Annotated in this window: 18 protein-coding genes; 16 read left to right on the top strand and 2 right to left on the bottom strand. The window is 68.4% G+C overall.

Annotated features, from left to right (window positions below; genetic code table 11):
• Positions 1-2: 2 nt before the first annotated feature.
• From QZ546_RS14545 to QZ546_RS14475, 15 genes are all read left to right on the top strand, one after another.
• On the top strand, positions 3-1,433 hold the full coding sequence (locus QZ546_RS14545) for a UDP-N-acetylmuramoyl-L-alanyl-D-glutamate--2,6-diaminopimelate ligase (protein WP_294238998.1): 1,431 nt from the start codon (positions 3-5) through the stop codon (positions 1,431-1,433).
• Positions 1,430-1,558 carry a hypothetical protein gene (locus QZ546_RS14540; protein ID WP_294238995.1) on the top strand — a complete coding sequence of 43 codons (129 nt, stop codon included), beginning with the start codon at positions 1,430-1,432 and terminating at the stop codon, positions 1,556-1,558. The genes QZ546_RS14545 and QZ546_RS14540 overlap by 4 nt, the downstream gene beginning before the upstream one ends.
• A complete protein-coding gene (murF, locus tag QZ546_RS14535; protein ID WP_294238992.1) occupies positions 1,555-2,928 on the top strand; it encodes a UDP-N-acetylmuramoyl-tripeptide--D-alanyl-D-alanine ligase in 1,374 nt (457 codons plus the stop codon). The genes QZ546_RS14540 and murF overlap by 4 nt, the downstream gene beginning before the upstream one ends.
• Before the next feature lie 5 nt (positions 2,929-2,933).
• Entirely contained in the window at positions 2,934-4,004 is a 1,071-nt protein-coding gene (mraY, locus tag QZ546_RS14530) for a phospho-N-acetylmuramoyl-pentapeptide-transferase (protein WP_294238989.1), read from the top strand.
• Positions 4,001-5,401 carry a UDP-N-acetylmuramoyl-L-alanine--D-glutamate ligase gene (gene murD, locus QZ546_RS14525; protein ID WP_294238987.1) on the top strand — a complete coding sequence of 467 codons (1,401 nt, stop codon included), beginning with the start codon at positions 4,001-4,003 and terminating at the stop codon, positions 5,399-5,401. Before mraY ends, murD begins: the two co-directional genes overlap by 4 nt.
• A complete protein-coding gene (locus QZ546_RS14520) occupies positions 5,398-6,630 on the top strand; it encodes a putative peptidoglycan glycosyltransferase FtsW (protein ID WP_294238985.1) in 1,233 nt (410 codons plus the stop codon). Before murD ends, QZ546_RS14520 begins: the two co-directional genes overlap by 4 nt.
• Entirely contained in the window at positions 6,627-7,778 is a 1,152-nt protein-coding gene (gene murG / locus QZ546_RS14515) for an undecaprenyldiphospho-muramoylpentapeptide beta-N-acetylglucosaminyltransferase (protein ID WP_294238982.1), read from the top strand. Before QZ546_RS14520 ends, murG begins: the two co-directional genes overlap by 4 nt.
• Positions 7,775-9,190: a UDP-N-acetylmuramate--L-alanine ligase gene (murC, locus tag QZ546_RS14510; protein WP_294238979.1), complete on the top strand. Its 1,416-nt coding sequence runs from the start codon at positions 7,775-7,777 to the stop codon at positions 9,188-9,190. The genes murG and murC overlap by 4 nt, the downstream gene beginning before the upstream one ends.
• A complete protein-coding gene (murB, locus tag QZ546_RS14505) occupies positions 9,187-10,074 on the top strand; it encodes a UDP-N-acetylmuramate dehydrogenase (RefSeq protein ID WP_294238977.1) in 888 nt (295 codons plus the stop codon). Before murC ends, murB begins: the two co-directional genes overlap by 4 nt.
• A 178-nt stretch (positions 10,075-10,252) precedes the next feature.
• On the top strand, positions 10,253-11,203 hold the full coding sequence (locus QZ546_RS14500; protein ID WP_294239026.1) for a D-alanine--D-alanine ligase: 951 nt from the start codon (positions 10,253-10,255) through the stop codon (positions 11,201-11,203).
• Positions 11,200-12,144 carry a cell division protein FtsQ/DivIB gene (locus tag QZ546_RS14495; RefSeq protein ID WP_294238974.1) on the top strand — a complete coding sequence of 315 codons (945 nt, stop codon included), beginning with the start codon at positions 11,200-11,202 and terminating at the stop codon, positions 12,142-12,144. The genes QZ546_RS14500 and QZ546_RS14495 overlap by 4 nt, the downstream gene beginning before the upstream one ends.
• 7 nt (positions 12,145-12,151) lie before the next feature.
• Complete coding sequence (ftsA, locus tag QZ546_RS14490; protein WP_294238971.1) at positions 12,152-13,411, top strand: cell division protein FtsA; 1,260 nt, start codon at positions 12,152-12,154, stop codon at positions 13,409-13,411.
• 118 nt (positions 13,412-13,529) lie between these two features.
• A complete protein-coding gene (ftsZ, locus tag QZ546_RS14485) occupies positions 13,530-15,062 on the top strand; it encodes a cell division protein FtsZ (protein WP_294238968.1) in 1,533 nt (510 codons plus the stop codon).
• 549 nt (positions 15,063-15,611) lie between these two features.
• On the top strand, positions 15,612-17,669 hold the full coding sequence (locus QZ546_RS14480) for an SPOR domain-containing protein (protein ID WP_294238965.1): 2,058 nt from the start codon (positions 15,612-15,614) through the stop codon (positions 17,667-17,669).
• Complete coding sequence (locus QZ546_RS14475) at positions 17,666-18,832, top strand: deoxyguanosinetriphosphate triphosphohydrolase (protein ID WP_294238962.1); 1,167 nt, start codon at positions 17,666-17,668, stop codon at positions 18,830-18,832. Before QZ546_RS14480 ends, QZ546_RS14475 begins: the two co-directional genes overlap by 4 nt.
• 25 nt (positions 18,833-18,857) lie before the next feature.
• Here the strand turns inward: QZ546_RS14475 and QZ546_RS14470 are convergent, their stop codons facing one another.
• Positions 18,858-19,433, bottom strand: coding sequence for a DUF4142 domain-containing protein (locus tag QZ546_RS14470; protein ID WP_294238959.1), 576 nt, complete (start codon positions 19,431-19,433; stop codon positions 18,858-18,860).
• A 167-nt stretch (positions 19,434-19,600) separates the two neighbouring features.
• Here QZ546_RS14470 and QZ546_RS14465 point away from each other — a divergent pair, with 167 nt between their 5' ends.
• A complete protein-coding gene (locus tag QZ546_RS14465; RefSeq protein WP_294238956.1) occupies positions 19,601-20,023 on the top strand; it encodes a DUF3597 family protein in 423 nt (140 codons plus the stop codon).
• An 81-nt stretch (positions 20,024-20,104) separates the two neighbouring features.
• Here QZ546_RS14465 and QZ546_RS14460 read toward each other — a convergent pair whose 3' ends face one another.
• A complete protein-coding gene (locus QZ546_RS14460; protein WP_294238951.1) occupies positions 20,105-20,404 on the bottom strand; it encodes a hypothetical protein in 300 nt (99 codons plus the stop codon).
• Between the last annotated feature and the right edge of the window lie 164 nt (positions 20,405-20,568).

Below are 20,568 nucleotides of genomic sequence, written 5' to 3'. Positions count from 1 at the left end.
GCATGAGGCTGAACCAGCTGGATCACGGCATCACGGGCGAGGGCGGCGACGCCCTCGTCTCCGGTTTTGCGATCGACCATCGCAAGGTCGCGCCTGGCACCGTCTTCGGTGCGTTCCAGGGCGCGCGGGTCAATGGCGAGGACTTCATCGCCGATGCGGTGCGCAGCGGCGCGGTGGCGGTCGTCGCGCGGCCGGGCGTGAAGGTCCAGGGCGCGGTCCACATCGCCTCCGACGAGCCGCGTGCGGCCTTTGCCCGGCTGGCGGCGGCGTTCTTCGCGCCCTTCCCGGCGACGGCGGTGGCGGTGACCGGGACCAACGGCAAGACCTCGACCGTCGAGATGACGCGCCAGCTCTGGCGCATGGCGGGGCATCACGCCGCCTCGATCGGCACGCTCGGCGTCACCACCGCCGACGAGCGGACCTATACCGGGCTGACCACGCCTGATGTCGTGACCTTCCTGTCCAACGTCGCCGGCTTAGCGCGCGAGGGCGTGACCCACTTGGCCTTCGAGGCGTCGAGCCACGGCCTGACCCAGTATCGGACCGAAGGGCTGGAGGTGTCGGCGGCGGCGTTCACCAACCTGTCGCGCGATCACCTCGACTATCATGGCGATATGGGCGCCTATCTCGCGGCCAAGATGCGGCTATTCTCCGAGGTGCTGTCGCCCGAGGGCACGGCGGTCGTCTGGGCCGATGTCGTCGAGAGCGGGCGGGTGATCGACCTGGCGCGGGCGCGTGGCAACAGGCTGGTGACGGTGGGCGAACGCGGATCGACGCTGAAGCTGGTCGAGCGGCATCCGACGCTGCTGGGCCAGGGGCTGGTGATCGAGGACGAGCATGGCCAGATTCACAAGGTACAGCTGCCGTTGATCGGTGCCTATCAGGCGGCCAATGCGCTGGTATCCGCCGGGCTGGTCATCGCGACCGGCGGGGATGTGGCGGCGACCATCGCCAACCTCGCCCGGTTGCAGCCGGTGCGCGGGCGGCTGGAGCGGGCCGCCATCGCGCGGAGCGGCGCGCCGGTCTATATCGACTATGCCCATACCCCCGATGCGCTGGAGGCGGCGATCGCGGCCTTGAAGCCCCATACGGCCGGGCGGCTGATCGTGGTGTTCGGCGCGGGCGGCGACCGCGATGCGGGCAAGCGGGAGGTGATGGGGCAGGTCGCTTCGATGCAGGCCGACCGGGTGATCGTGACCGACGACAATCCCCGGACCGAGGATCCCGCCGCGATCCGTGCGCAGGTGATGCGGGGTGCCACCGGCGCGATCGAGATCGGCGACCGGCGGGAGGCCATTGCTGCCGCCATCGCCGAGGCAGGCGAGCAGGATATCGTCCTGATCGCGGGCAAGGGGCATGAGCAGGGCCAGATCGTCGGCGACCTCGTCCTGCCCTTTGACGATGTCGCCGTCGCGCGGGAGTGCGCGGCATGAGCGCCAAGACGACCAAGACTCCGCCCGTGCCGGCGACGGATACGGCCCAGCCGGAAGCGCCTGCCCGGGTGCGCCCCAAATTGTCGCTGCACTACGGCGCCAAGACTCCCGAGGAGCGCAAATGAGCCTTTGGACCGCGCGTGACATCGCGGACGCGACCGGCGGCACCGCGTCGACCGACTTCGCCGTCTCGGGCGTCGCCTTCGACAGCCGCGAAGTGGGGTCGGGCGACCTGTTCGTCGCCATGACCGGCGAGGCGACCGATGGCCATCGCTTCCTCGACCAGGCCTTTGCACAAGGGGCGGCGGGCGCGCTGGTCAGCCAGCCGACCGACCATCCCCATGTCCGTGTCGCCGACAGCTTCCGCGCGCTGGAGGATCTCGCGCGCGCGAGCCGAGCCCGGACCCAGGCGACGATCATCGGCGTGACGGGATCGGTCGGCAAGACCAGCGCGAAGGAGGCGCTCTATGCCGCGCTCGAACGCGGCTGGCGGGGCGCGGTGCATCGCTCGGTCAAGAGCTACAACAACCATACCGGCGTGCCGCTGAGCCTGGCGCGGATGCCGCAGGGCGTCCGCGCAGGCGTGTTCGAGATGGGCATGAACCATGCGGGCGAACTATCCGCCCTGACCGCGATGGTCCGCCCGCATATTGCGATCATCACGGCCATCGCGCCCGCGCATACCGAATTCTTCCCCGACGAGTCCGCTATTGCCGATGCCAAGGGCGAGATTTTTCAGGGGCTTCAGCCGGGCGGCACGGCGATCCTGCCCTATGACAGCCCGCACTGCGACCGCCTGATCGCGGCGGCCAAGCCCTATGCCGACCGCATCGTGACCTTCGGCTTCGATCCCGCCGCCGATGTCCGCGCCCTCGAGGCGATGCGCGGGCCTAATGGCGGCAGCTTCGTCACCGCGAAGCTGGGCGACAAGGAACTGAACTTCACGCTTTCGCAGCCGGGACGGCATTGGGTGTCCAACGCACTGGCCGTGCTGGCGGCGGTCGATGCGGCGGGCGGCGATCTGGGCCTGGCGGGCCTGGCGCTGGCCGAGCTTGGCGGGCTTGCCGGGCGCGGCGCGCGGTTCCGGGCGGCGAACGGCGCGCTGGTCATCGACGAAAGCTACAATGCCAACCCCGCCTCGATGCGCGCGACCTTGGCCGTGCTGGCCGAGGAGCCGGGCCGCCATGTCGCGGTGCTGGGCGAGATGCGCGAGCTGGGCGAGGACTCCGCCGAGTATCACGCGGGGCTGGCCGAGCCGATTGTCGCGGCGCGCGTCGAAAAGGCGCTGCTGGTCGGCGAATCGATGGCGCCGCTGGCCGCCGCGCTTGAGGGGCGGGTCGATTTCGTCCATGTGGCAGACGCGAAGGCCGCGCGCGAGGTGCTGGCCGATATCATCGCACCGGATGACGCGGTGCTGATCAAGGGGTCGAACGGCGTAGGCCTGTCGCGTGTCGTCGCGGCCCTGCGCGACGACGCCGCAACGGGCGGGGCGTGAGTTAGATGCTGTACTGGATCGCGGAGCATCTCGGTTTTCCGGGGCTTCTCAACCTCATCCGTTACCAGTCGTTCCGCACCGGCGCGACCGTGGCGACCGCGCTGTTCATCGGCCTGATCATCGGGCCGCGCTTCATCGGCTGGCTGCGCGTCCGCCAGGGCAAGGGGCAGCCGATCCGTGCCGACGGGCCGCAGACGCACCTCGCCAAGCGCGGCACGCCGACCATGGGCGGACTGATGATCCTGACCAGCATGACGCTGTCCATCCTGATCTGGATGAACGTCTTCAACCCCTTCGTCTGGGCCTGCCTGTTCGTGACCCTGGGCTTCGGCGCGATCGGGTTCCTCGACGATTATGACAAGGTGCGGAAGGCCTCGACCGCCGGTGTTTCGGGGCGGACCCGGCTGTTGCTGGAATTCGCCATCGCCGGGATCGCGGCGTGGATCATCATGGGGCAGAACGGCCCGCATCTGTACCTGCCCTTCACCTCGCGCATGTATATCGACCTCGGTTATTTCTACCCGCTGTTCGCCGCCTTCACGATCGTGGCGTTCGGCAACGCGGTGAACCTGACCGACGGTCTCGACGGGCTGGCGACCATGCCGGTCATCATCGCCAGCGTCGCGTTCATGGTCATCGTCTATCTGGCCGGTAACGTGAAGTTCGCCGATTATCTGGGCATTCCGCATGTCCCGGGCGCGGGCGAGCTGGCGATCTTCTGCGGCGCGGTGGTGGGCGCAGGCCTCGCCTTCCTGTGGTTCAACGCGCCCCCGGCGGCGGTGTTCATGGGCGACACCGGCAGCCTGGCGCTGGGCGGCGCGCTCGGCACCATCGCGGTCGTCGCGCATCACGAGATCGTGCTGGGCATCATCGGCGGCCTGTTCGTGGTCGAGGCGATGTCGGTCATCATCCAGGTCTTTTTCTACAAGCGGACCGGCAAGCGGGTGTTCCGCATGGCGCCGATCCACCATCATTTCGAACAGCTCGGCTGGTCGGAGCCGACCGTGGTGATCCGCTTCTGGATCATCGCCTTCGTGCTGGCGCTGGCGGGCCTGTCGACGTTGAAGCTGCGATGATCGTTTTGCGCGACTGGGCGGGGAAACGTTACGCGGTGCTGGGGCTTGCACGCTCCGGCGCCGCAACCGTTTCGGCGCTGCTGGCGGGCGGGGCAAGCGTGGTCGCCTGGGACAGCGATCCCGCCAAGCGCGAGGCAATCCTCCCCGGCACGGGGAGGGGGACCAGCGAAGCTGGTGGAGGGGGCGCGCCACCAGCGATACCCTCTGCCGAAGCCCCCCTCCACCACCAGCCTGCGGCTGGCGGTCCCCCTCCCCGTGCCGGGGAGGATCTGACCATCGCGCCGCTTGACGATCTGGCCGGTTTCGACGCGCTGGTCGTGTCGCCGGGCGTGCCGCTGAACACGCATCCGCTCGCCGCTGCCGCGCGGGCGGCGGGCGTGCCGGTGATCGGCGATATCGAACTCTTTGCCCAAGCGCGCAAAGACCTGCCGCCGCACAAGGTCGTCGGCATCACTGGCACCAACGGCAAGTCGACTACGACGGCGCTGGTCCACCACATCCTGAAGACGGCGGGCGTGCCGACGCTGATGGGCGGCAATATCGGCCTGCCGATCCTGGGGCAGGAACCGTTGCCCGAGGGCGGGGTCTATGTGCTGGAGCTGTCCAGCTATCAGATCGACCTGACGCAGAGCCTGGACTGCGACGTCGCGGTGCTGCTCAACATCACGCCCGATCATCTCGACCGCTATGACGGATTTGCGGGCTATGCCGCGTCCAAGGCGCGGTTGTTCGCGATGCAGTCGGCGGGCCATGTCGCGGTGGTCGGCACGGGCGACGAAGCCTCGACCAATATCGCGCAAGGACTGGCCGGGCGGACCGACGATCTCGTCACCATCGCGCCGGGCGTGATCGACCAGCGCCGGTGGCCCGCGCTGCAAGGCCCGCACAATGCCCAGAACGCACAGGCCGCGATTGCGGTCGCCCACGCGCTCGGCATCCCCGAGGACGTTATCGAAGCGGGCCTGGCGAGCTATGCCAGCCTGCCGCACCGGATGCAGCATGTCGCGACCCGGGCCGGCGTGGCGTTCGTCAACGATTCCAAGGCGACCAACCCCGAATCCACCGCGCCCGCGCTCGCCGCCTTCCCGCGCGTCCACTGGATCGTCGGCGGCAAGCGCAAAGGCGACGATCTCGACGCCTGTGCCGCGCATCTGGATCATGTCGTCGCGGCCTATACGATCGGCGAGGCGGCGCCGCTGTTCTTCGACTTGTTGAAGGACAAGGTGCCCGTGGTCGAGCAGTCGGGCACGCTCGAGACGGCGGTCGGCCATGCGGCGGCGGCGGCGAGGCCCGGTGACACGGTGCTGCTGTCCCCGGCCTGCGCCAGCTTCGACCAGTTCCGCGATTACGAAGCGCGGGGCGACGCCTTCCGCGCGGCGGTGGAGGCTTTGCCGTGAAGGACCGTACCGCCAAGACCACCCCGCGCCCCGGCCTGATCGGTTCGATCAAGGGACGCGGCGGGCGTGGCGACCGATCGCCGCTGGGCACCTGGTTTTGGGATATCGACCGGGTGCTGCTGTTGCTCACTCTGTTCCTGATCGCGATCGGCCTGATCGCGGTCGCCGCCGCCAGCCCGGCGACGGCGATGCGCTATTCGGGCGAGCACCGGAAGTTTGCGCCGCTTTATTATTTCTGGCGACAGGTGATGTGGGTCGGCGTCTCGCTGCCCGTCTTGTTCATCGTCTCGATGCTGCCGGTCGTCACGGCGCGGCGCATGGCGGTGCTGGGCACGGGCGTGCTGATCGCCATCCTCGCCCTGACTCCCTTTATCGGCGTGTCGATCAACGGCGCGCGGCGCTGGGTGGGTTTCGGCATCGCGCAGTTCCAGCCGTCCGAATTCCTCAAGCCCATGTTCATCGTGACGACCGCGTGGATCCTGTCGCTGCGGGCCAAGGAAAAGGATCTGCCCGCCACGCTCATTACCATGGCGATGACCGCGTTGGTCGCCGGGCTGCTGATGCTGCAACCCGATTTCGGGCAGACCATCGTCTTCTGCCTGGTCTGGATCGCGCTGCTGATGATCTCCGGCACGCCGGTTCGCACGATGCTGGCGATCGGGTCGCTGGCGCCGGTCGGGCTGGTGATGGCCTATATGTTCTACAGCGTGGCGCGGAACCGCATCAACGCCTTCCTCTTTCCCGATGTCGATGGCGAGGGCGCGGCCGACCATTTCCAGGTGAATGCGGCGCACAACACGCTGACCGCGGGCGGTTGGACGGGCACGGGCCCGGGCGGCGGGGCGGCGAAGTTCGGCCTTCCGGAGGCGCATACCGACTATATCTTCTCGGTGATCGGCGAGGAGTTCGGGCTGATCGCCTGCGCCATCATCGCGCTCGTCTTCCTGGCGATCGTGGTTCGCGTATTCGTAAAGCTGCTTGACGAACAGGACGAGTTCAAGCTCTACGCCGCCTCCGGGCTGGCCGTGCAGTTCGGCGCGCAGGCGCTGATCTCGATGGCGGTGAATACGGGGCTCGCACCCTCCAAGGGCATGACCCTGCCGTTCATCAGCTATGGCGGCTCGTCGATGATCGCGCTGTCGATCGGGATGGGGTTGTTGCTGGCATTCACCCGCCGCAATCCGTTCCTGACGCGCAGCCCCTATGTAGTCAGGTGGAGCGGGCAATGAGCCGTAACTTCGTCCTCGCCGCCGGGGGTACCGGCGGCCACATGGTGCCCGCCGCTGCGCTCGCGGCCGAGCTGACCCGGCGCGGCCACCGCGTGGCGCTGGTGTCGGATGCACGCGGCGTGCGCTTTCCGGGGCTGTTCGAGGATATCCAGACCCATGTCCTGCCCGCCGGGCGCTTTGCGGGCGGGCCGGTCGGTTGGGCCAAGGCGCTGCGCGAGATGTGGCGCGGCCGGGCGATGGCGCGCGAGCTCTACAAGCCCTTCCGCCCGGCGGCGGTGATCGGCTTTGGCGGCTATCCGGCGATGCCCGCTTTGCTGGCGGCGTTCGCGGAGGGCATCCCGACCGCGATCCATGAACAGAATGCGGTGCTGGGCCGGGTGAACCGGCTGGTCGCGGGCAAGGTCGACGCGATCGCACTATCTTACGAAGATACGCAGCGGCTGAGCGCCAAGCACGCCGCCAAGACGCGGCTGATCGGCAATCCGGTCCGCGATCAGGTGCTGGCGCTGCGCTCGCGGCCCTATCCGCTGCTGGAGGAGGACGGCATTTTCCGCGTCCTCGTCACCGGCGGTAGCCAGGGGGCGAGCATCCTGTCCCAGGTCGTGCCCGATGGCCTCGCCATGCTGCCCGTCACCTTCCGGCGGCGTTTGCAGGTGACGCATCAGGCGCGGATCGAGGATATCGACGCGGTGCGCGCCAAATACGCCGAGCATGAGATCCCGGCCGACCTCGCCACCTATCTGCCCGACCTGCCCGAGCAGCTCGCCTGGGCGCATCTGGTGATCGCACGGGCTGGGGCCTCGACGCTGGCCGAGCTGACGGTCGCGGGGCGGCCCGCGATCCTGGTGCCGCTGCCCTCCGCGACAGACGACCACCAGACGGTGAATGCGCGCGAGATGACGAAAGCGGGCGGTGCGCGTACCATCGCGCAGGGAGATTTCACGCCGGTCGAGCTGGCCAAGCAGATGCAGAAGCTGGGCCTCGACCCGGCGGCGCTGGAGAATGCGGCCGGTCGTGCGCGGAGCTGCGGACGGCCCGACGCGGCGAGCGACCTCGCCGATCTGGTCGAAAGCCTGGATGCACCGCGCATGGTCCTGCCGGTCGGCAAATCGCAAAGGAACGGGAATTTGGCGGGAGCAGGCGCATGAAGGGCGTCGCCACGGATATCGGCACGATCCATTTCGTCGGCATCGGCGGCATCGGCATGTCGGGCATTGCCGAGGTGATGAAGAATCTCGGCTACCGCGTGCAGGGCTCCGACGTGGCGGAGGGCTATGTCGTGCAGGGCCTGCGTGAAAAGGGCATTGCGGTCGCCATCGGTCATGCCGCCGACAATCTGGGCGATGCGGCGGTGGTCGTTACCTCGACCGCGATCACCCGGTCGAACCCCGAGGTCGAAGCCGCGCTCGAACGCCGCATCCCCGTGGTGCGCCGCGCCGAGATGCTTGCCGAGCTGATGCGGCTGAAATCCACCGTCGCGGTGGCGGGCACGCATGGCAAGACGACGACGACCTCGATGGTCGCCGCGCTGCTGGATGCGGGCGGGGTGGACCCGACCGTCATCAATGGCGGCATCATCAACAGCTACGGCTCGAACGCGCGTCTGGGCGCCAGCGACTGGATGGTGGTCGAGGCCGACGAAAGCGACGGCAGTTTCCTGCGGCTGGACGGCACCATCGCGGTCGTGACCAATATCGACCCCGAACATCTCGACCATTACGGCTCGTTCGACCGGGTGAAGGATGCGTTCGTCGAGTTTGTCGAGAACGTCCCCTTCTACGGCGCGGCGTTGCTCTGCCTCGATCACCCCGAGGTGCAGAACATCCTGCCGCGCGTGCGCGACCGGCGCGTCGTGACCTATGGCTTTTCGGCGCAGGCAGACGTCCGCGGCGTCAACGTCACGCCGATCCCCGGCGGCAATCGGTTCGAGGCGATCATCCGCAACCGCGACGGCTCCAGCCGCTCGATCGAGGGGATCGAGCTGCCCATGCCCGGCCGCCACAATGTCCAGAACGCGCTGGCTGCGATTGGCGTGGCGCTGGAACTGGGCATCGCGGACGCGACCATCCAGCAGGGTTTCGGCCAGTTCGGTGGCGTGAAGCGGCGCTTCACCAAGGTCGGTGAGATCGCGGTGGACGGCGGCACGGCGACGGTCATCGACGATTACGGCCATCATCCAGTCGAGATCCGCGCGGTGCTGGCCGCTGCTCGCGAAGGCGCGCGCGGTCGCGTGATCGCGGTGGTGCAGCCGCACCGCTTCACCCGGCTCGGCAATCTGATGGAGGAGTTCCAGACCGCCTTCAACGACGCCGACCGTGTGCTGGTGACGCCGGTCTATGCGGCCGGTGAACAGCCGATCGAGGGCGTCGACGCCGATGCGCTGGTCGAGGGGCTGAAGCGGCGCGGGCATCGCTCGACCGCGACGGTGGCCGACGCCGATGCGCTGGCCGAGGAACTGGCGGGCTCGATCCAGGCCGACGACATGATCGTCTGTCTGGGGGCGGGCGACATCACGAAATGGGCGGCTGGTCTCGCGAGCGCCATCGAGGCGCGCCGATGAACCTGCCCGACACCGCCGGCCGATTGACCCCCGACGCGCCGCTGGCGCCGCTCGTGTGGTTCAAGGCGGGCGGAGCGGCCGAATATCTGCTGGAGCCCAGGGACGTCGACGACCTGTCGGCGTTCCTGCGCGGGCTCGGGCGCGACGTGCCGGTCATGGCGCTGGGGCTCGGTTCCAACCTGATCGTCCGTGACGGGGGCGTTCCGGGTGTCGTGATCCGTTTGGGCAAGCCGTTCAGCTATGCGCGGGCAGGGGAGGGGCACCGTATCACCTGTGGCGGCGGTACGTCGGGCATCCTCGTTTCGTCCAACGCGCGCGATGCCGGGATTGGCGGGCTGGAGTTCCTGCGCTCGATCCCCGGTACGGTCGGCGGGTTCGTGCGGATGAACGGCGGCGCCTATGGCCGCGAGGTGGCGGACGTGCTGGTCTCCGCCACCGTCGTCCGCCGCGACGGCACGGTCGAGACGCTGGGCGTCGCCGATCTCGAATATACCTATCGCCACTCCAATTTGACTGATGGCACGGTGGTGGTCGAGGCGGTCTTCCAGGGCCATGCCGCCGCGCCGGAGGCGATCCAGGCCGAGATGGACCGCATCGCCGCCGCGCGCGAGGCGTCGCAGCCGCTGCGCTCGAAGACCGGCGGGTCGACCTTCAAGAACCCGGACGGGCACAAGGCCTGGGCGCTGGTCGATGCGGCGGGGTGTCGCGGACTGACGCTGGGCGATGCGCAGGTGTCGGAGAAGCACTGCAATTTCCTCCTGAACCTTGGGAGTGCCACGGCGGCGGAGATCGAGGCGCTGGGCGAGGAGGTCCGGGCCAAGGTCAAGGCTCAGTCGGGCGTAACCCTCGAATGGGAAATCCAGCGCGTCGGGGTGGCGAAGTGAAGACCACCTCCCAAATCCTCCCTGCGCTTTGCGCGGGGAGGGGGGCCATCGCGAAGCGATGGTGGAGGGGCAATGGCGCTTTGCCCCTCCACCACGCCCTGCGGGCGCGGTCCCCCTCCCCAAGCATAGCTTGGGGAGGAATGGAGCGGACCACTGAACAACGAACAAGGATCGCGTGATGCATATCGTCGTACTGATGGGCGGCTGGTCGGCGGAGCGGCCGGTGTCGCTGATGTCGGGCGCGGGCGTCGCCGATGCGCTGGAGCGGAACGGCCACCGCGTCACCCGGATCGACATGGACCGGGATGTCGCGGCGAAACTGGTCGAGGCCAAGCCTGACCTGGTCTTCAACGCGCTGCACGGCTCGCCCGGCGAGGACGGCACGGTGCAGGGGATGCTCGACCTGATGGGCATCCCGTACACCCATTCGGGCCTCGCCACCTCGGTCATTGCGATCGACAAGGTGCTGACCAAGCAGGCGCTCGTGCCCCACGGCATCCCCATGCCGGGCGGCCGTATCGTCAAGTCGGCGGAACTGTTCGCCAGCGATCCGCTGCCGCGCCCCTATGTGCTGAAGCCGGTCAATGAAGGCTCGTCGGTCGGCGTCGCGATCGTCACCGACACCAGCAACCATGGCAACCCGATCGCGCGCGACGCCGCCGGGCCGTGGGGCGAGTTCGAGGAACTGCTCGCCGAGCCCTATATCCGGGGCCGCGAGCTGACCACCGCCGTGCTGGGCGGCCGCGCGCTGGGCGTGACGGAGCTGAAGCCCAAGAACGGCTGGTATGATTTCGACGCGAAATATACCGACGGCCTGACCGAACATGTCTGCCCCGCCCAGATCCCCGACGACATTGCCGAGGCGTGCAAGTCGCTCGCTTTGGAGGCGCACCGCATCCTGGGCTGTCGCGGCGCGTCGCGCTCCGACTTCCGCTGGGACGACGAGCGCGGCGTCGACGGGCTGTTTCTGCTGGAGGTCAACACCCAGCCGGGCATGACCCCGCTCAGCCTGGTGCCCGAACAGGGCCGCCATGTCGGCATGGATTATGACGCGGTGGTCCAGGCGATCGTCGACGAGGCGCTGGCGTGGTACAAGGCCAATCCGATCGAACGGGAACGCGCGGGATGAGCCGAACGATCAAGCGCGGGCCACCGCCGCGCCGCCCGGTGCCGCGCCGCCGCCAGCCGGTGAAGCGCGTGACGCTGACCGAGCGGTTGCTCGCCCGCATTCCCGTCAGCGAAGAGACGATCAAGAAGGCCGTTACCTGGACGATCCTGGGCGGTGCGGGCGCGGCGGCGTTGGCGGTCGCGACTTATATCGGGGTTCCCGGCATGATCGGCACCGCGATCGCCGAACAGGCGGGCCATGCCGGTTTCCGCGTCCAGCAGATCGAAGTGACTGGCCTGAAGCGCATGGACCGGATGACCGTCTATGCCGTCGCGCTCGATCAGCAGAGCCGGGCGATGCCGCTCGTCAATCTGGAGGATGTCCGCGCAAAGCTGCTGCGCTATGGCTGGATCAAGGACGCGCATGTCTCGCGTCGCCTGCCCGACACGCTGCTCGTCGATATCGAGGAGCGGAGCCCGGCGGCGGTGTGGCAAGACAATGGCCAGTTGACCCTGATCGACGCGGGCGGCGTGCTGCTGGAGCCGGTACGGCCCGAGGCGATGCCCGACTTGCCGCTGATCATCGGGCCGGGCGCCAATCTGCAGGAGCCCGCCTATCAGGCGCTGCTCGCCGCCGCGCCCGCGCTGAAACCGCGGGTGAAGGCGGCGACCTGGATCGGCAATCGCCGCTGGGACCTGACCTTCGACAGCGGCGAGACGCTGGCGCTGCCCGAAGAGGGGGCAGGGGCCGCGCTGATGAAATTTGCGGCGATGGACGGCTCGCGGCCGCTGCTGGGGCGCGGCTGGCTGCGGTTCGACATGCGCGACCCCACGAAGCTGGTTGCGCGAAAGCCCGGTTTGAATCAGAATCATGCGTTGGCCGAACCGGCGCAGGCCGGGGGCGCGGCCACGCCGGAGGGCCAGGCAGACACTGCCCCCGGCACCGGGGAAACACAGGGGTAGCAGGACCATGGCGAAAATTGCGCCCGAAGGGCTGATCACCGCCCTGGACATCGGATCGTCCAAGGTCTCCGCGTTGATCGCCCGCAAGGGCGATGGCGGCGAGCTGATCGTGCTGGGCACGGGCCAGCGCGAAAGCCGGGGCGTCAAGCGCGGCTATATCGCCGATATGGGCGCGACCGAGGCGGCGGTGCGCGAGGCGGTCGAACAGGCCGAACGGATCGCGGGGCTGAATATCGAGAATGTCTGGGTCGGCTTTTCGGCCGGTGGCCTGGTGTCCGATGTCGCCGAGGTCGAGTTCGAACTGGGCGGCCACCGGGTCGAGCAGGGCGATATCGACGCGCTGCTGGCGGCGGGGCGCAACTCGATCGACCCGCAGGGGCGCATGGTGCTGCATGCGCAGCCCGCGCTCTACACGCTCGACGGGCTGACCGGGGTGAAGAAGCCGCTGGGGCTCCATGCCGACCGGCTGGGCGTGCATATCCATGTCGTCGCGGCCGACGGCTCGCCGGTCCGCAATCTCGACCTGTGCGTCCGTTCGGCGCATCTGGAGGTGAAGTCGATCATCGCCGCGCCCGTCGCGACCGGGCTGGCCTGCCTGTCCGACGAGGAGCGCGAGCTGGGCGTCGCGCTGGTCGAGATGGGGGCGGGGATCACCAATGTCTCGCTGTTTGCGGGCGGGATGCTGGTCGGGCTCTGCTCGCTGCCGATGGGCGCGGCGGACATTACCGACGATGTCGCCTCGGCCTTCGGCACGCGTCGCCAGATGGCCGAGCGGATGAAGTGCTTCCACGGCTCGGCCAATGCGTCCCCGCGCGACAATCACGACATGATCCAGGTGACGCCCATTTCCGCGGAAGACGGCGGCGACACGATGCAGATCACCAAGGCGCAGCTGATCGGCGTGATCCGCCAGCGGCTGGAGCATCAGATGGGCGAGATCCGCAAGGCGCTCCAGCATCTGAAGTTCGAGGGGCCGGTCGGGCGTCAGGTGGTGCTGACCGGTGGCGGCGCCGAGCTGAAGGGCATTGCCGACTACGCGCAGCAGGCGCTGGGCCGCTCGGTCCGGATCGGGCGACCGCGCGGACTGACCGGCCTGCCCGATGCGCATGGCGGCCCGGCTTTCGCGACGCTCGCCGGTCTGGCTTTCTATGCGGCGACGGACCCCATCGACCTGCGTACGATCGCGCCGACCAACCAGGCGGTACACCGGCCGAGCGGTGTGGGGCTGTTTCGGCGGCTGATTCAGGCCGCCAAGGCAAATTATTAAGCAAATCGGCCCAAGGCTGCGCAGTTTTGGGTTGGCACCGGGCCGGTCGCTGGTGCACTAACAGTCATTCAGGGCCCGGTCTTAGCGTATCGACCGGGAACGGCGGAGTAAAATTGGGATGAGCATCGAATTCATCGCACCCGAGGTCGACGAACTGACGCCGCGCATCGCGGTGATCGGTGTCGGCGGTGCCGGCGGCAACGCGATCGCGAACATGATGCGCGCCGAGGTACAGGGCGTGGATTTCCTCGTCGCCAATACCGACGCGCAGGCGCTGAAGCAGTCGATCGCGCCGCGGCGTATCCAGCTGGGTGCGAAGATCACGCAGGGGCTGGGCGCAGGCAGCCGTCCCGAGATCGGTCGTGCGGCCGCCGAAGAGACGATCGACGATCTGTCGCGCCTGCTCGAGGGGAGCCATATGTGCTTCATCGCGGCGGGCATGGGCGGCGGCACCGGCACGGGTGCGGCACCGGTCATCGCCAAGGCGGCGCGCGACATGGGTATTCTTACGGTCGGCGTCGTGACCAAGCCCTTCGCCTTCGAGGGCAATCGTCGCGCCAAATCGGCCGATGGCGGCATCGAAGAGCTGCAGAAATATGTCGATACGCTGATCGTCATCCCCAACCAGAATCTGTTCCTGATCGCCAACGCAAACACGACCTTCAAGGAAGCGTTCGCGATGGCGGACGAGGTGCTGCAGCAGGGTGTGCGCGGCATCACCGACCTGATGGTCATGCCGGGCCTCATCAACCTCGACTTCGCCGACGTCCGTTCTGTGATGCAGGAGATGGGCAAGGCGATGATGGGCACCGGTGAAGCCACCGGCGACAATCGGGCGATCGAGGCGGCGCAGAAGGCGATTGCCAACCCGCTGCTCGACGGCGTGTCGATGCAGGGGGCCAAGGGCGTCATCATCTCGATCACCGGCGGCGACGATATGCGCCTGCTCGAGGTCGACGAAGCGGCGAACCATATCCGCGAACTGGTCGATCCCGATGCGAACATCATCTGGGGCTCGGCCTTCAATCCGGAGCTGGAAGGCCGCATCCGCGTGTCGGTCGTCGCGACCGGCATCGACGCCGACGTGAAGGCCGCGCCGTCGCCCAGCGAGGCGCAGCGCAGCAGCTTCAGCATGGGTGGCATGGCCCGCAAGAGCGACGACACCCCCAGCTATCGCCCCAGCGAGCCGGCAGCGCCCGCGCCCCAGGCGAGCGTGACGCCCGCCGCGCCGGTCGAGCAGCCCGCGCCGGTCGCGGCGCCTGCCGCGCCCGTGTCCCCGACCGTCAATGCGACGATCACGACGCCGATCGCCAAGCCTGCGCCGGCCCCCGTTGCTGCGGCGCCGGCGGTCGACGACGAACTGGTCCTCGGCGCCGACACGATCGTGCCCGCCGCACCTGCACAGCCCGCTCCCGCCGCCTCAGCCGAGCCTGCGCCGGGCAGCGAGGAAGCGCGCCGGCGCTGGCTGGCGCCCGGCAGCGAAGCCGGTGAAGCGCCCGCACAGCCCGCACCGCGCGTGAAGCTGGGCGGAACGCTGTTCGAGCGCATGTCGAATGCCGCGCGCGGCGCCTCGCGCGACGAAGCGGGCCAGGGCAGCACGGACTCGTCGCTGGACATCCCGCGCTTCCTGCATCGTCAGAACAACCAGTAATCCTCCGGCCCGATCATTCGGGCGGAAAAGGAAAGGGCTCGCGCGATCGGTTCGCGCGGGCCTTTTTTTGGCTGCATTGCCTGAGCGGTTTCTGTTCACGCGAAGCCGCGATGGCGCGAAGATTTTTTCACGCGGAGACGTGGAGATTTCAGATGCGCGGCAGCGCCTTGGAATCCTCCCGTCCGCCGAGGTGAAAGGGCCGCTGGCGCGGCAATCCAGACACCTCCGCGTCTCCGCGCGAACCAACCTTCTTCTCTTCGCGTCATCGCGGCTTCCCGTGAACATCGCCACCCCCTGACTGCCATCATGCACCACGATCAGACATGGCGTAGCGTGCCTAGGCCCCGGTCCCGCACCTGATGTCGGCAAGCAGGGCGCTTGCCCAAATGCCGACCATCTCCGCGTCCTTCGCGCCGCAAAATCCTCGCACGACCCAAGCGAACGTCCACTACCAAGCCTGTTGGTCGAACGTCCGGAGCAATCGGGCGCGCGGGATGTCAGAGGGCCATTGCCGTCCGCGTCGAAACGCGCTTTATGAGACACGGTCCCATGACGTTCGTATCCTTTCCCCGCGCCTCGCTGGCGCTCGCCCTGGCCCTTGTGGCCGCACCCGTTCCCCTGTTCGCGCAAGCGGTGGTTCAGCCGCTTCCGGGCAGTACCGACGCCGATCGGCTGGGTGAGGTGATGCGCCGGGTCGCGCAGAATCCACGCAATGTCGATGCGCTGGTCGAAGCGGCGCAACTGTCGATCCATCTCGACGATCTGTCCGGCGCGGCCTCGCTGCTGGCCCGTGCCGAAAAGGTCGATTCGCGCGATCCTCGGGTGAAGGCGGGCATGGGGTCAATCCTGGTCCGTTCGGAACGTCCGGGCGAGGCGTTGCGCTATTTCGCCCAGGCCGAGGCGGCGGGCCTCCCCGCCGCAACATTCGCGAGCGATCGGGGCCTGGCCTATGATCTGGTCGGCGACCAGGGGCGGGCGCAGCGCGATTACCGTCTGGCGCTGGCCAGCGCACCCGATGACGAGGTCGTTCGGCGTTATGCCCTGTCGCTGGGTATTTCGGGGCAGAAGGACCAGGCGCTGGACCAGCTCGACCCGCTGCTGCGCAAGACCGACCGTGCCGCCTGGCGTGCGCGCGCCTTCATCCTGGCGATGGGGGGCGACCTGCCGGAGGCGACCCGGATCGCCAGCACCATGATGCCGCCGCAACTGGCGCAGGGGCTGCAACCCTTTTTCCAGCGCTTGCCGACGCTGCCCGCCGTCGATCGCGCCTTTGCGGTGCATTTCGGCGAGACGCGCGCGACGCCCGAGCGGCTGGCCGATGCGCGGCTGGCCCCGAGCCTGCCACCGCTGACGCCCGAGGCGCCGGTCGCCTTGGCCTCGGCCCGGCCGGTCACGCCGCCCGCCGCAACGGCGCCCGCGCGCGACGACCGGCGCCGGAACGGTCGTCAGCCCTTGCGCGGTAGCCGTGGCGAGGCGCTGGCATCCGCCGCCCCTATGGCCGCAACCCCGGCACCTATGGCAACGGCCTCCGTCACGACGCCGCCAGCCACCGCTGCTCCGATGACGAGCACCCCGACGCAGATAGCAAGCGTCGCGCCCGTGGCTCCTGCACCGCAGCCGGGCTTTTCCAACGCCTTGCCCGCCGCGCCTTCGACGGAAAGCCGGCCGCCGGTGGCGCTGGCCGCCAACACGACCGGCGCGATGATCCAGCCGCTGCCCGCCGTGCCCGCGACCCGGCCGATGGCGACCGGCGGTACGATGCAAATGGTCCAGCCCTTGCCCGCCACCACGGCGCCGGTCCAGACCGCGCAGGTTCAGCCGTTGCCAGCACCGGTGGCAACTCCACCGCGCGCCGAAGCCGTCGCCATGGCCGAGGCAGTGCCGAGCAGGACGACCGAGCCCAGCCCGATTAAGCCGACACCGCGCGCGCCCCGGTCGGGCGGGCGCCGTCCGTCGCTGGCCGCGGTGCGGGCGGACCGCGAGGATTCGATCCTGGCCCGGATCGTCGCCAATCTGTCGATCCCCGCCTCCGAACTGGGCGTGGAAGGCCCCGAACGCCCGGTGACGGTCGCGGCAAGCACGCCGATCGCATCGGGTGCGCCGCGTGTTCTGGCCGAAGCCCGCGCCAAGGCCGAGCGTGATCGCGATGCGCGCGAAAAGGTCGCCGAGGCGATCGAGCCCAAGACCAAGGTCCTGACCGCCGCCGAGCGCAAGGCCGCAGCGGCCAAGCTCGCCGCCGAGAAGAAGGCGACGGCCGCGAAGAAGGCGGAGGCCGAAAAGAAGGCGCTCGCCGCCAAGGAAGCCGCCGAGGAGAAGAAGCGTACCAAGGCCAATCCGGAACGCATCTGGGTCCAGGTGGCAGGCGGCGCCAATGAGGACGACCTGCCCAAGGCCTGGGCCGCCGCCAAGGCCAAGGCGCCCGACCTCTTTGCAGGGCATAAGGGGTATAAGACCCCGATCCGCGCCAGCCACCGCGTTCTGACCGGTCCGTTCAAGACCGATGCCGAGGCAAGGGCCTTCGTCAACCAGCTCGCCAAGAAGGGCGTCTCGGCCTTTCCGGTGACCAGCGATGCCGGGCAGGCGGTGACGCGGCTCGACGCCAAGTGAGCCGCTTCGCCCCCTGGGCCTCCTATCCCGAACATAGCCGGGGGCGTCGCCATGACGAGCCGGTGTCGCTGGCGCGGGGGCCGCGCGACGCGTTCCAGCGGGATCGCGACCGGATCATCCATTCGATCAGCTTTCGGCGGCTGCGCCACAAGACCCAGGTCTTCATGGCGCCCGATGGCGATCATTTCCGCGTCCGCCTGACCCACAGCCTGGAGGTCGCGCAGATCGGCCGCACCATCGCCCGCACCTTGGGGCTGAACGAGGATCTGACGGAGGCCTTGTGCCTGGCGCACGATATCGGTCATCCGCCCTTCGGCCATGCGGGCGAGGATGCGCTGAAGACCGCGCTCGCCGATCATGGCGGGTTCGATCATAACGGCCATACGCTGCGCACGCTGACCGAGATCGAGCGGCCCTATCCCCGCTGGGACGGGCTGAACCTCAGCTGGGAGACGCTGGAGGGGCTGGCCAAGCATAACGGGCCGGTGCGCCATCCTGGCTGGGCGCTGCGGACAGCGGATGCGGACTTCCCGCTCGACCTGGACAGCCATGCCTCGCTGGAGGCGCAGGTCGCCGCGCTGGCCGACGATATCGCCTATGACAATCACGATATCGACGATGGGCTACGCGCGGGGTTGCTGACGCTCGACCAGTTGCTGGCCGTGCCGCTGGTCGCGCGCGGCTGGGATGCGGCGCGGGCACAGTTTCCCGACGTCGCGCCCAAGCGGCTGGCGAGCGAACTGATCCGCTCGCAGATCGGCGTGATGGTCAACGACCTGGTCGCCGAAACCCGCACCCGAATCGCCGAGAGCGGGGTGGGGGATGTGGCCGATGTCCGTGCAGCCGGGCGCGCGCTCGTTGGCTTTTCCGATGCGATGCGGGTCGAGGAGCGCGACCTGAAGCGCTTCATGTATGCCAATCTCTACCACCATCCGCGCCAGCTGGCGGCGGCGGATGCGGCGCATGGCATCGTAAAGGGGCTGTTCGCGGCCTATCGGGCCGACCCGATGCAGTTGCCCGAGGAATGGCGCGAGCGTCTGCCCGAGCAGGAACCCGCACGCAGTCGCCATATCGCCGACTTCATCGCGGGCATGACCGATCGCTATGCGGTGCGCTGCTATCGCGAAGTGGTTGGCGAACTGGACCTGCCGGAAGGGTTCTGACCCTCACCGGCAGGTCGGCTCCGACTCAGGCCTTCAGGCCCTTGGCCATGTTGAGATGGGCAGTCACGGTCGGGATCAGCCCGGTCGCGAAGCTCTTGAGCGGTGCGGAATCGCCGGTCGTGGCATAGGCCTTCAGCACGTCCAGCGTCTGCTGATGCCCGGCGGTCTGCTCGGCGATATAGGCCTCGTCGAACGCCTTGCCGTTCAGCGCCTTAAGCTGGTCCAGCTTCTGCTGCTGGTCGGCATTCAGCGTGGGATCGGGCGTGATCGCCGGGGTCGCCGAAGCGGCGGCGGTCTTCAGCTTCGCGGTCGAGCCGGTATGCGCCTCGATCATCCGGCGGGCAAAGGCCTTGACCGACGCCGAGGCGCCGTTGGTGAGGGCCAGCTTCGAAGTTTCGATCTCGAAGGCGTCGCTCGCGGCGGCGGCATTGGCGAAGCTCTGCGATCCGCTGATCGCGGCCGGAGTGGGGGCGGCGGTGGCCGTGTCGTTGGACGCCGCCACGGTGTCCGTGGGCGCGGCCTCGTTCGTCTTCTCGCTTCGGCCACAGCCCGCCAGGGCGAGGAGGGCGCTGGTCGCAAGGATGGTCGCTCGGATCGTCATGTCATTGAACCCCTGGCAGAAAATGCAACCCGACATAAGCGCGCCGGGTGCACGGACGTTCCCGACGATCGACTCCATTGCGGGGCGGGTTCCCGGACCCGAACGCCGATCGCATCGTTGGAGCGGCAACGCCGTCATCTGGCGTAGTCATGAGGGACGCGACGCATATGAGCATTTTCGGCAATATTCTGGGCAAGATCTTTCACCACGGCTCTGCCCAGCCCGCCCCGCAACCGGCCCCGCAACCGGCTCCGGCCAGTCCGGCGGCGCCCGCTTCACCGCCGCCCGCGCCGGTCGCTGCGCCCGCTGCCGAGCCTGCACCGACCCCACAGGCGGTCGATGTCGGCGCGGTGCTAAGCGAAATGGCCGCGATGAAGAATGGCGGCGGCAATTATCAAAGCTCGATCGTCGACCTGCTCAAGCTGCTCGACCTGGATTCCAGCTTGGCCGCGCGCAAGGAACTGGCCCAGGAATTGGGTGTCCATGTCGGCGAGGATGGCTCGGCCGAGCAGAATATCGCGCTTCACAAGGCGGTGATGGACAAGCTCGCGGAAAATGGCGGGCTCGTGCCCGACAGCCTGCGCAACTGACACGCGCGCGTCAGGCTTAACGAAAACGGCCCGCGCATCCCATCGGATACGCGGGCCGTTCCCCCGAAAATCTTGGTCGGATCAGCGAGCGCTGGTCTCGACGCCCGCACCCAGCGCACCGCGCGCTTCGTCGGTGGTGAACGAGACCTGGGTCGCGCCGGTCGTGCCGGTCACGCGGTGGCCCTTTACGACGAAACGGAACGGCTCGCCGCCCGGATAACGATGGCCCTGGATGACCGAATGGCCGTTCTCGCTCGTGCGGGTATAGACATAGGTCTGGCCCTCATGAACGAACTTCTGCTCACCCTCGGCGGCGACGGCACCGATGGTGGGAACGGCGGCGGCGATGGTGGCGGCCAGGATCAGAATGGTCTTGCGCATGATCGAAACTCCCGCTTGTTGGCGTTGAGCCGGATCAGGTCCTCTCGCGTCTTTTTCGACGCTGTAACTTTCGTATACGGATTTATTGCGGTGCAGCACGCACGGCAACTGCAAAGGGTTTTGGCATAATTGCGGAAAACGCAATCGTTCCGGGCCGTCTGCGC

Source organism: uncultured Sphingomonas sp., assembly GCF_913062585.1.
In the GTDB taxonomy this organism is placed as follows: Bacteria; Pseudomonadota; Alphaproteobacteria; order Sphingomonadales; family Sphingomonadaceae; genus Sphingomonas.
Note: the sequence above shows the minus strand (reverse complement) of the source record. Positions and strands in the feature narration are given on the sequence as shown.

Coding starts and splice junctions, on each gene's coding strand:
- murB (WP_294238977.1), top strand. CDS start 9,187: ATGAACCTGCCCGACACCGCCGGCCGATTGACCCCCGACGCGCCGCTG.
- murC (WP_294238979.1), top strand. CDS start 7,775: ATGAAGGGCGTCGCCACGGATATCGGCACGATCCATTTCGTCGGCATC.
- QZ546_RS14460 (WP_294238951.1), bottom strand. CDS start 20,404: ATGCGCAAGACCATTCTGATCCTGGCCGCCACCATCGCCGCCGCCGTT.
- QZ546_RS14465 (WP_294238956.1), top strand. CDS start 19,601: ATGAGCATTTTCGGCAATATTCTGGGCAAGATCTTTCACCACGGCTCT.
- murF (WP_294238992.1), top strand. CDS start 1,555: ATGAGCCTTTGGACCGCGCGTGACATCGCGGACGCGACCGGCGGCACC.
- murD (WP_294238987.1), top strand. CDS start 4,001: ATGATCGTTTTGCGCGACTGGGCGGGGAAACGTTACGCGGTGCTGGGG.
- QZ546_RS14495 (WP_294238974.1), top strand. CDS start 11,200: ATGAGCCGAACGATCAAGCGCGGGCCACCGCCGCGCCGCCCGGTGCCG.
- QZ546_RS14470 (WP_294238959.1), bottom strand. CDS start 19,433: ATGACGATCCGAGCGACCATCCTTGCGACCAGCGCCCTCCTCGCCCTG.
- ftsZ (WP_294238968.1), top strand. CDS start 13,530: ATGAGCATCGAATTCATCGCACCCGAGGTCGACGAACTGACGCCGCGC.
- QZ546_RS14480 (WP_294238965.1), top strand. CDS start 15,612: ATGACGTTCGTATCCTTTCCCCGCGCCTCGCTGGCGCTCGCCCTGGCC.
- QZ546_RS14540 (WP_294238995.1), top strand. CDS start 1,430: ATGAGCGCCAAGACGACCAAGACTCCGCCCGTGCCGGCGACGGATACG.
- ftsA (WP_294238971.1), top strand. CDS start 12,152: ATGGCGAAAATTGCGCCCGAAGGGCTGATCACCGCCCTGGACATCGGA.
- QZ546_RS14545 (WP_294238998.1), top strand. CDS start 3: ATGAGGCTGAACCAGCTGGATCACGGCATCACGGGCGAGGGCGGCGAC.
- murG (WP_294238982.1), top strand. CDS start 6,627: ATGAGCCGTAACTTCGTCCTCGCCGCCGGGGGTACCGGCGGCCACATG.
- mraY (WP_294238989.1), top strand. CDS start 2,934: ATGCTGTACTGGATCGCGGAGCATCTCGGTTTTCCGGGGCTTCTCAAC.
- QZ546_RS14500 (WP_294239026.1), top strand. CDS start 10,253: ATGCATATCGTCGTACTGATGGGCGGCTGGTCGGCGGAGCGGCCGGTG.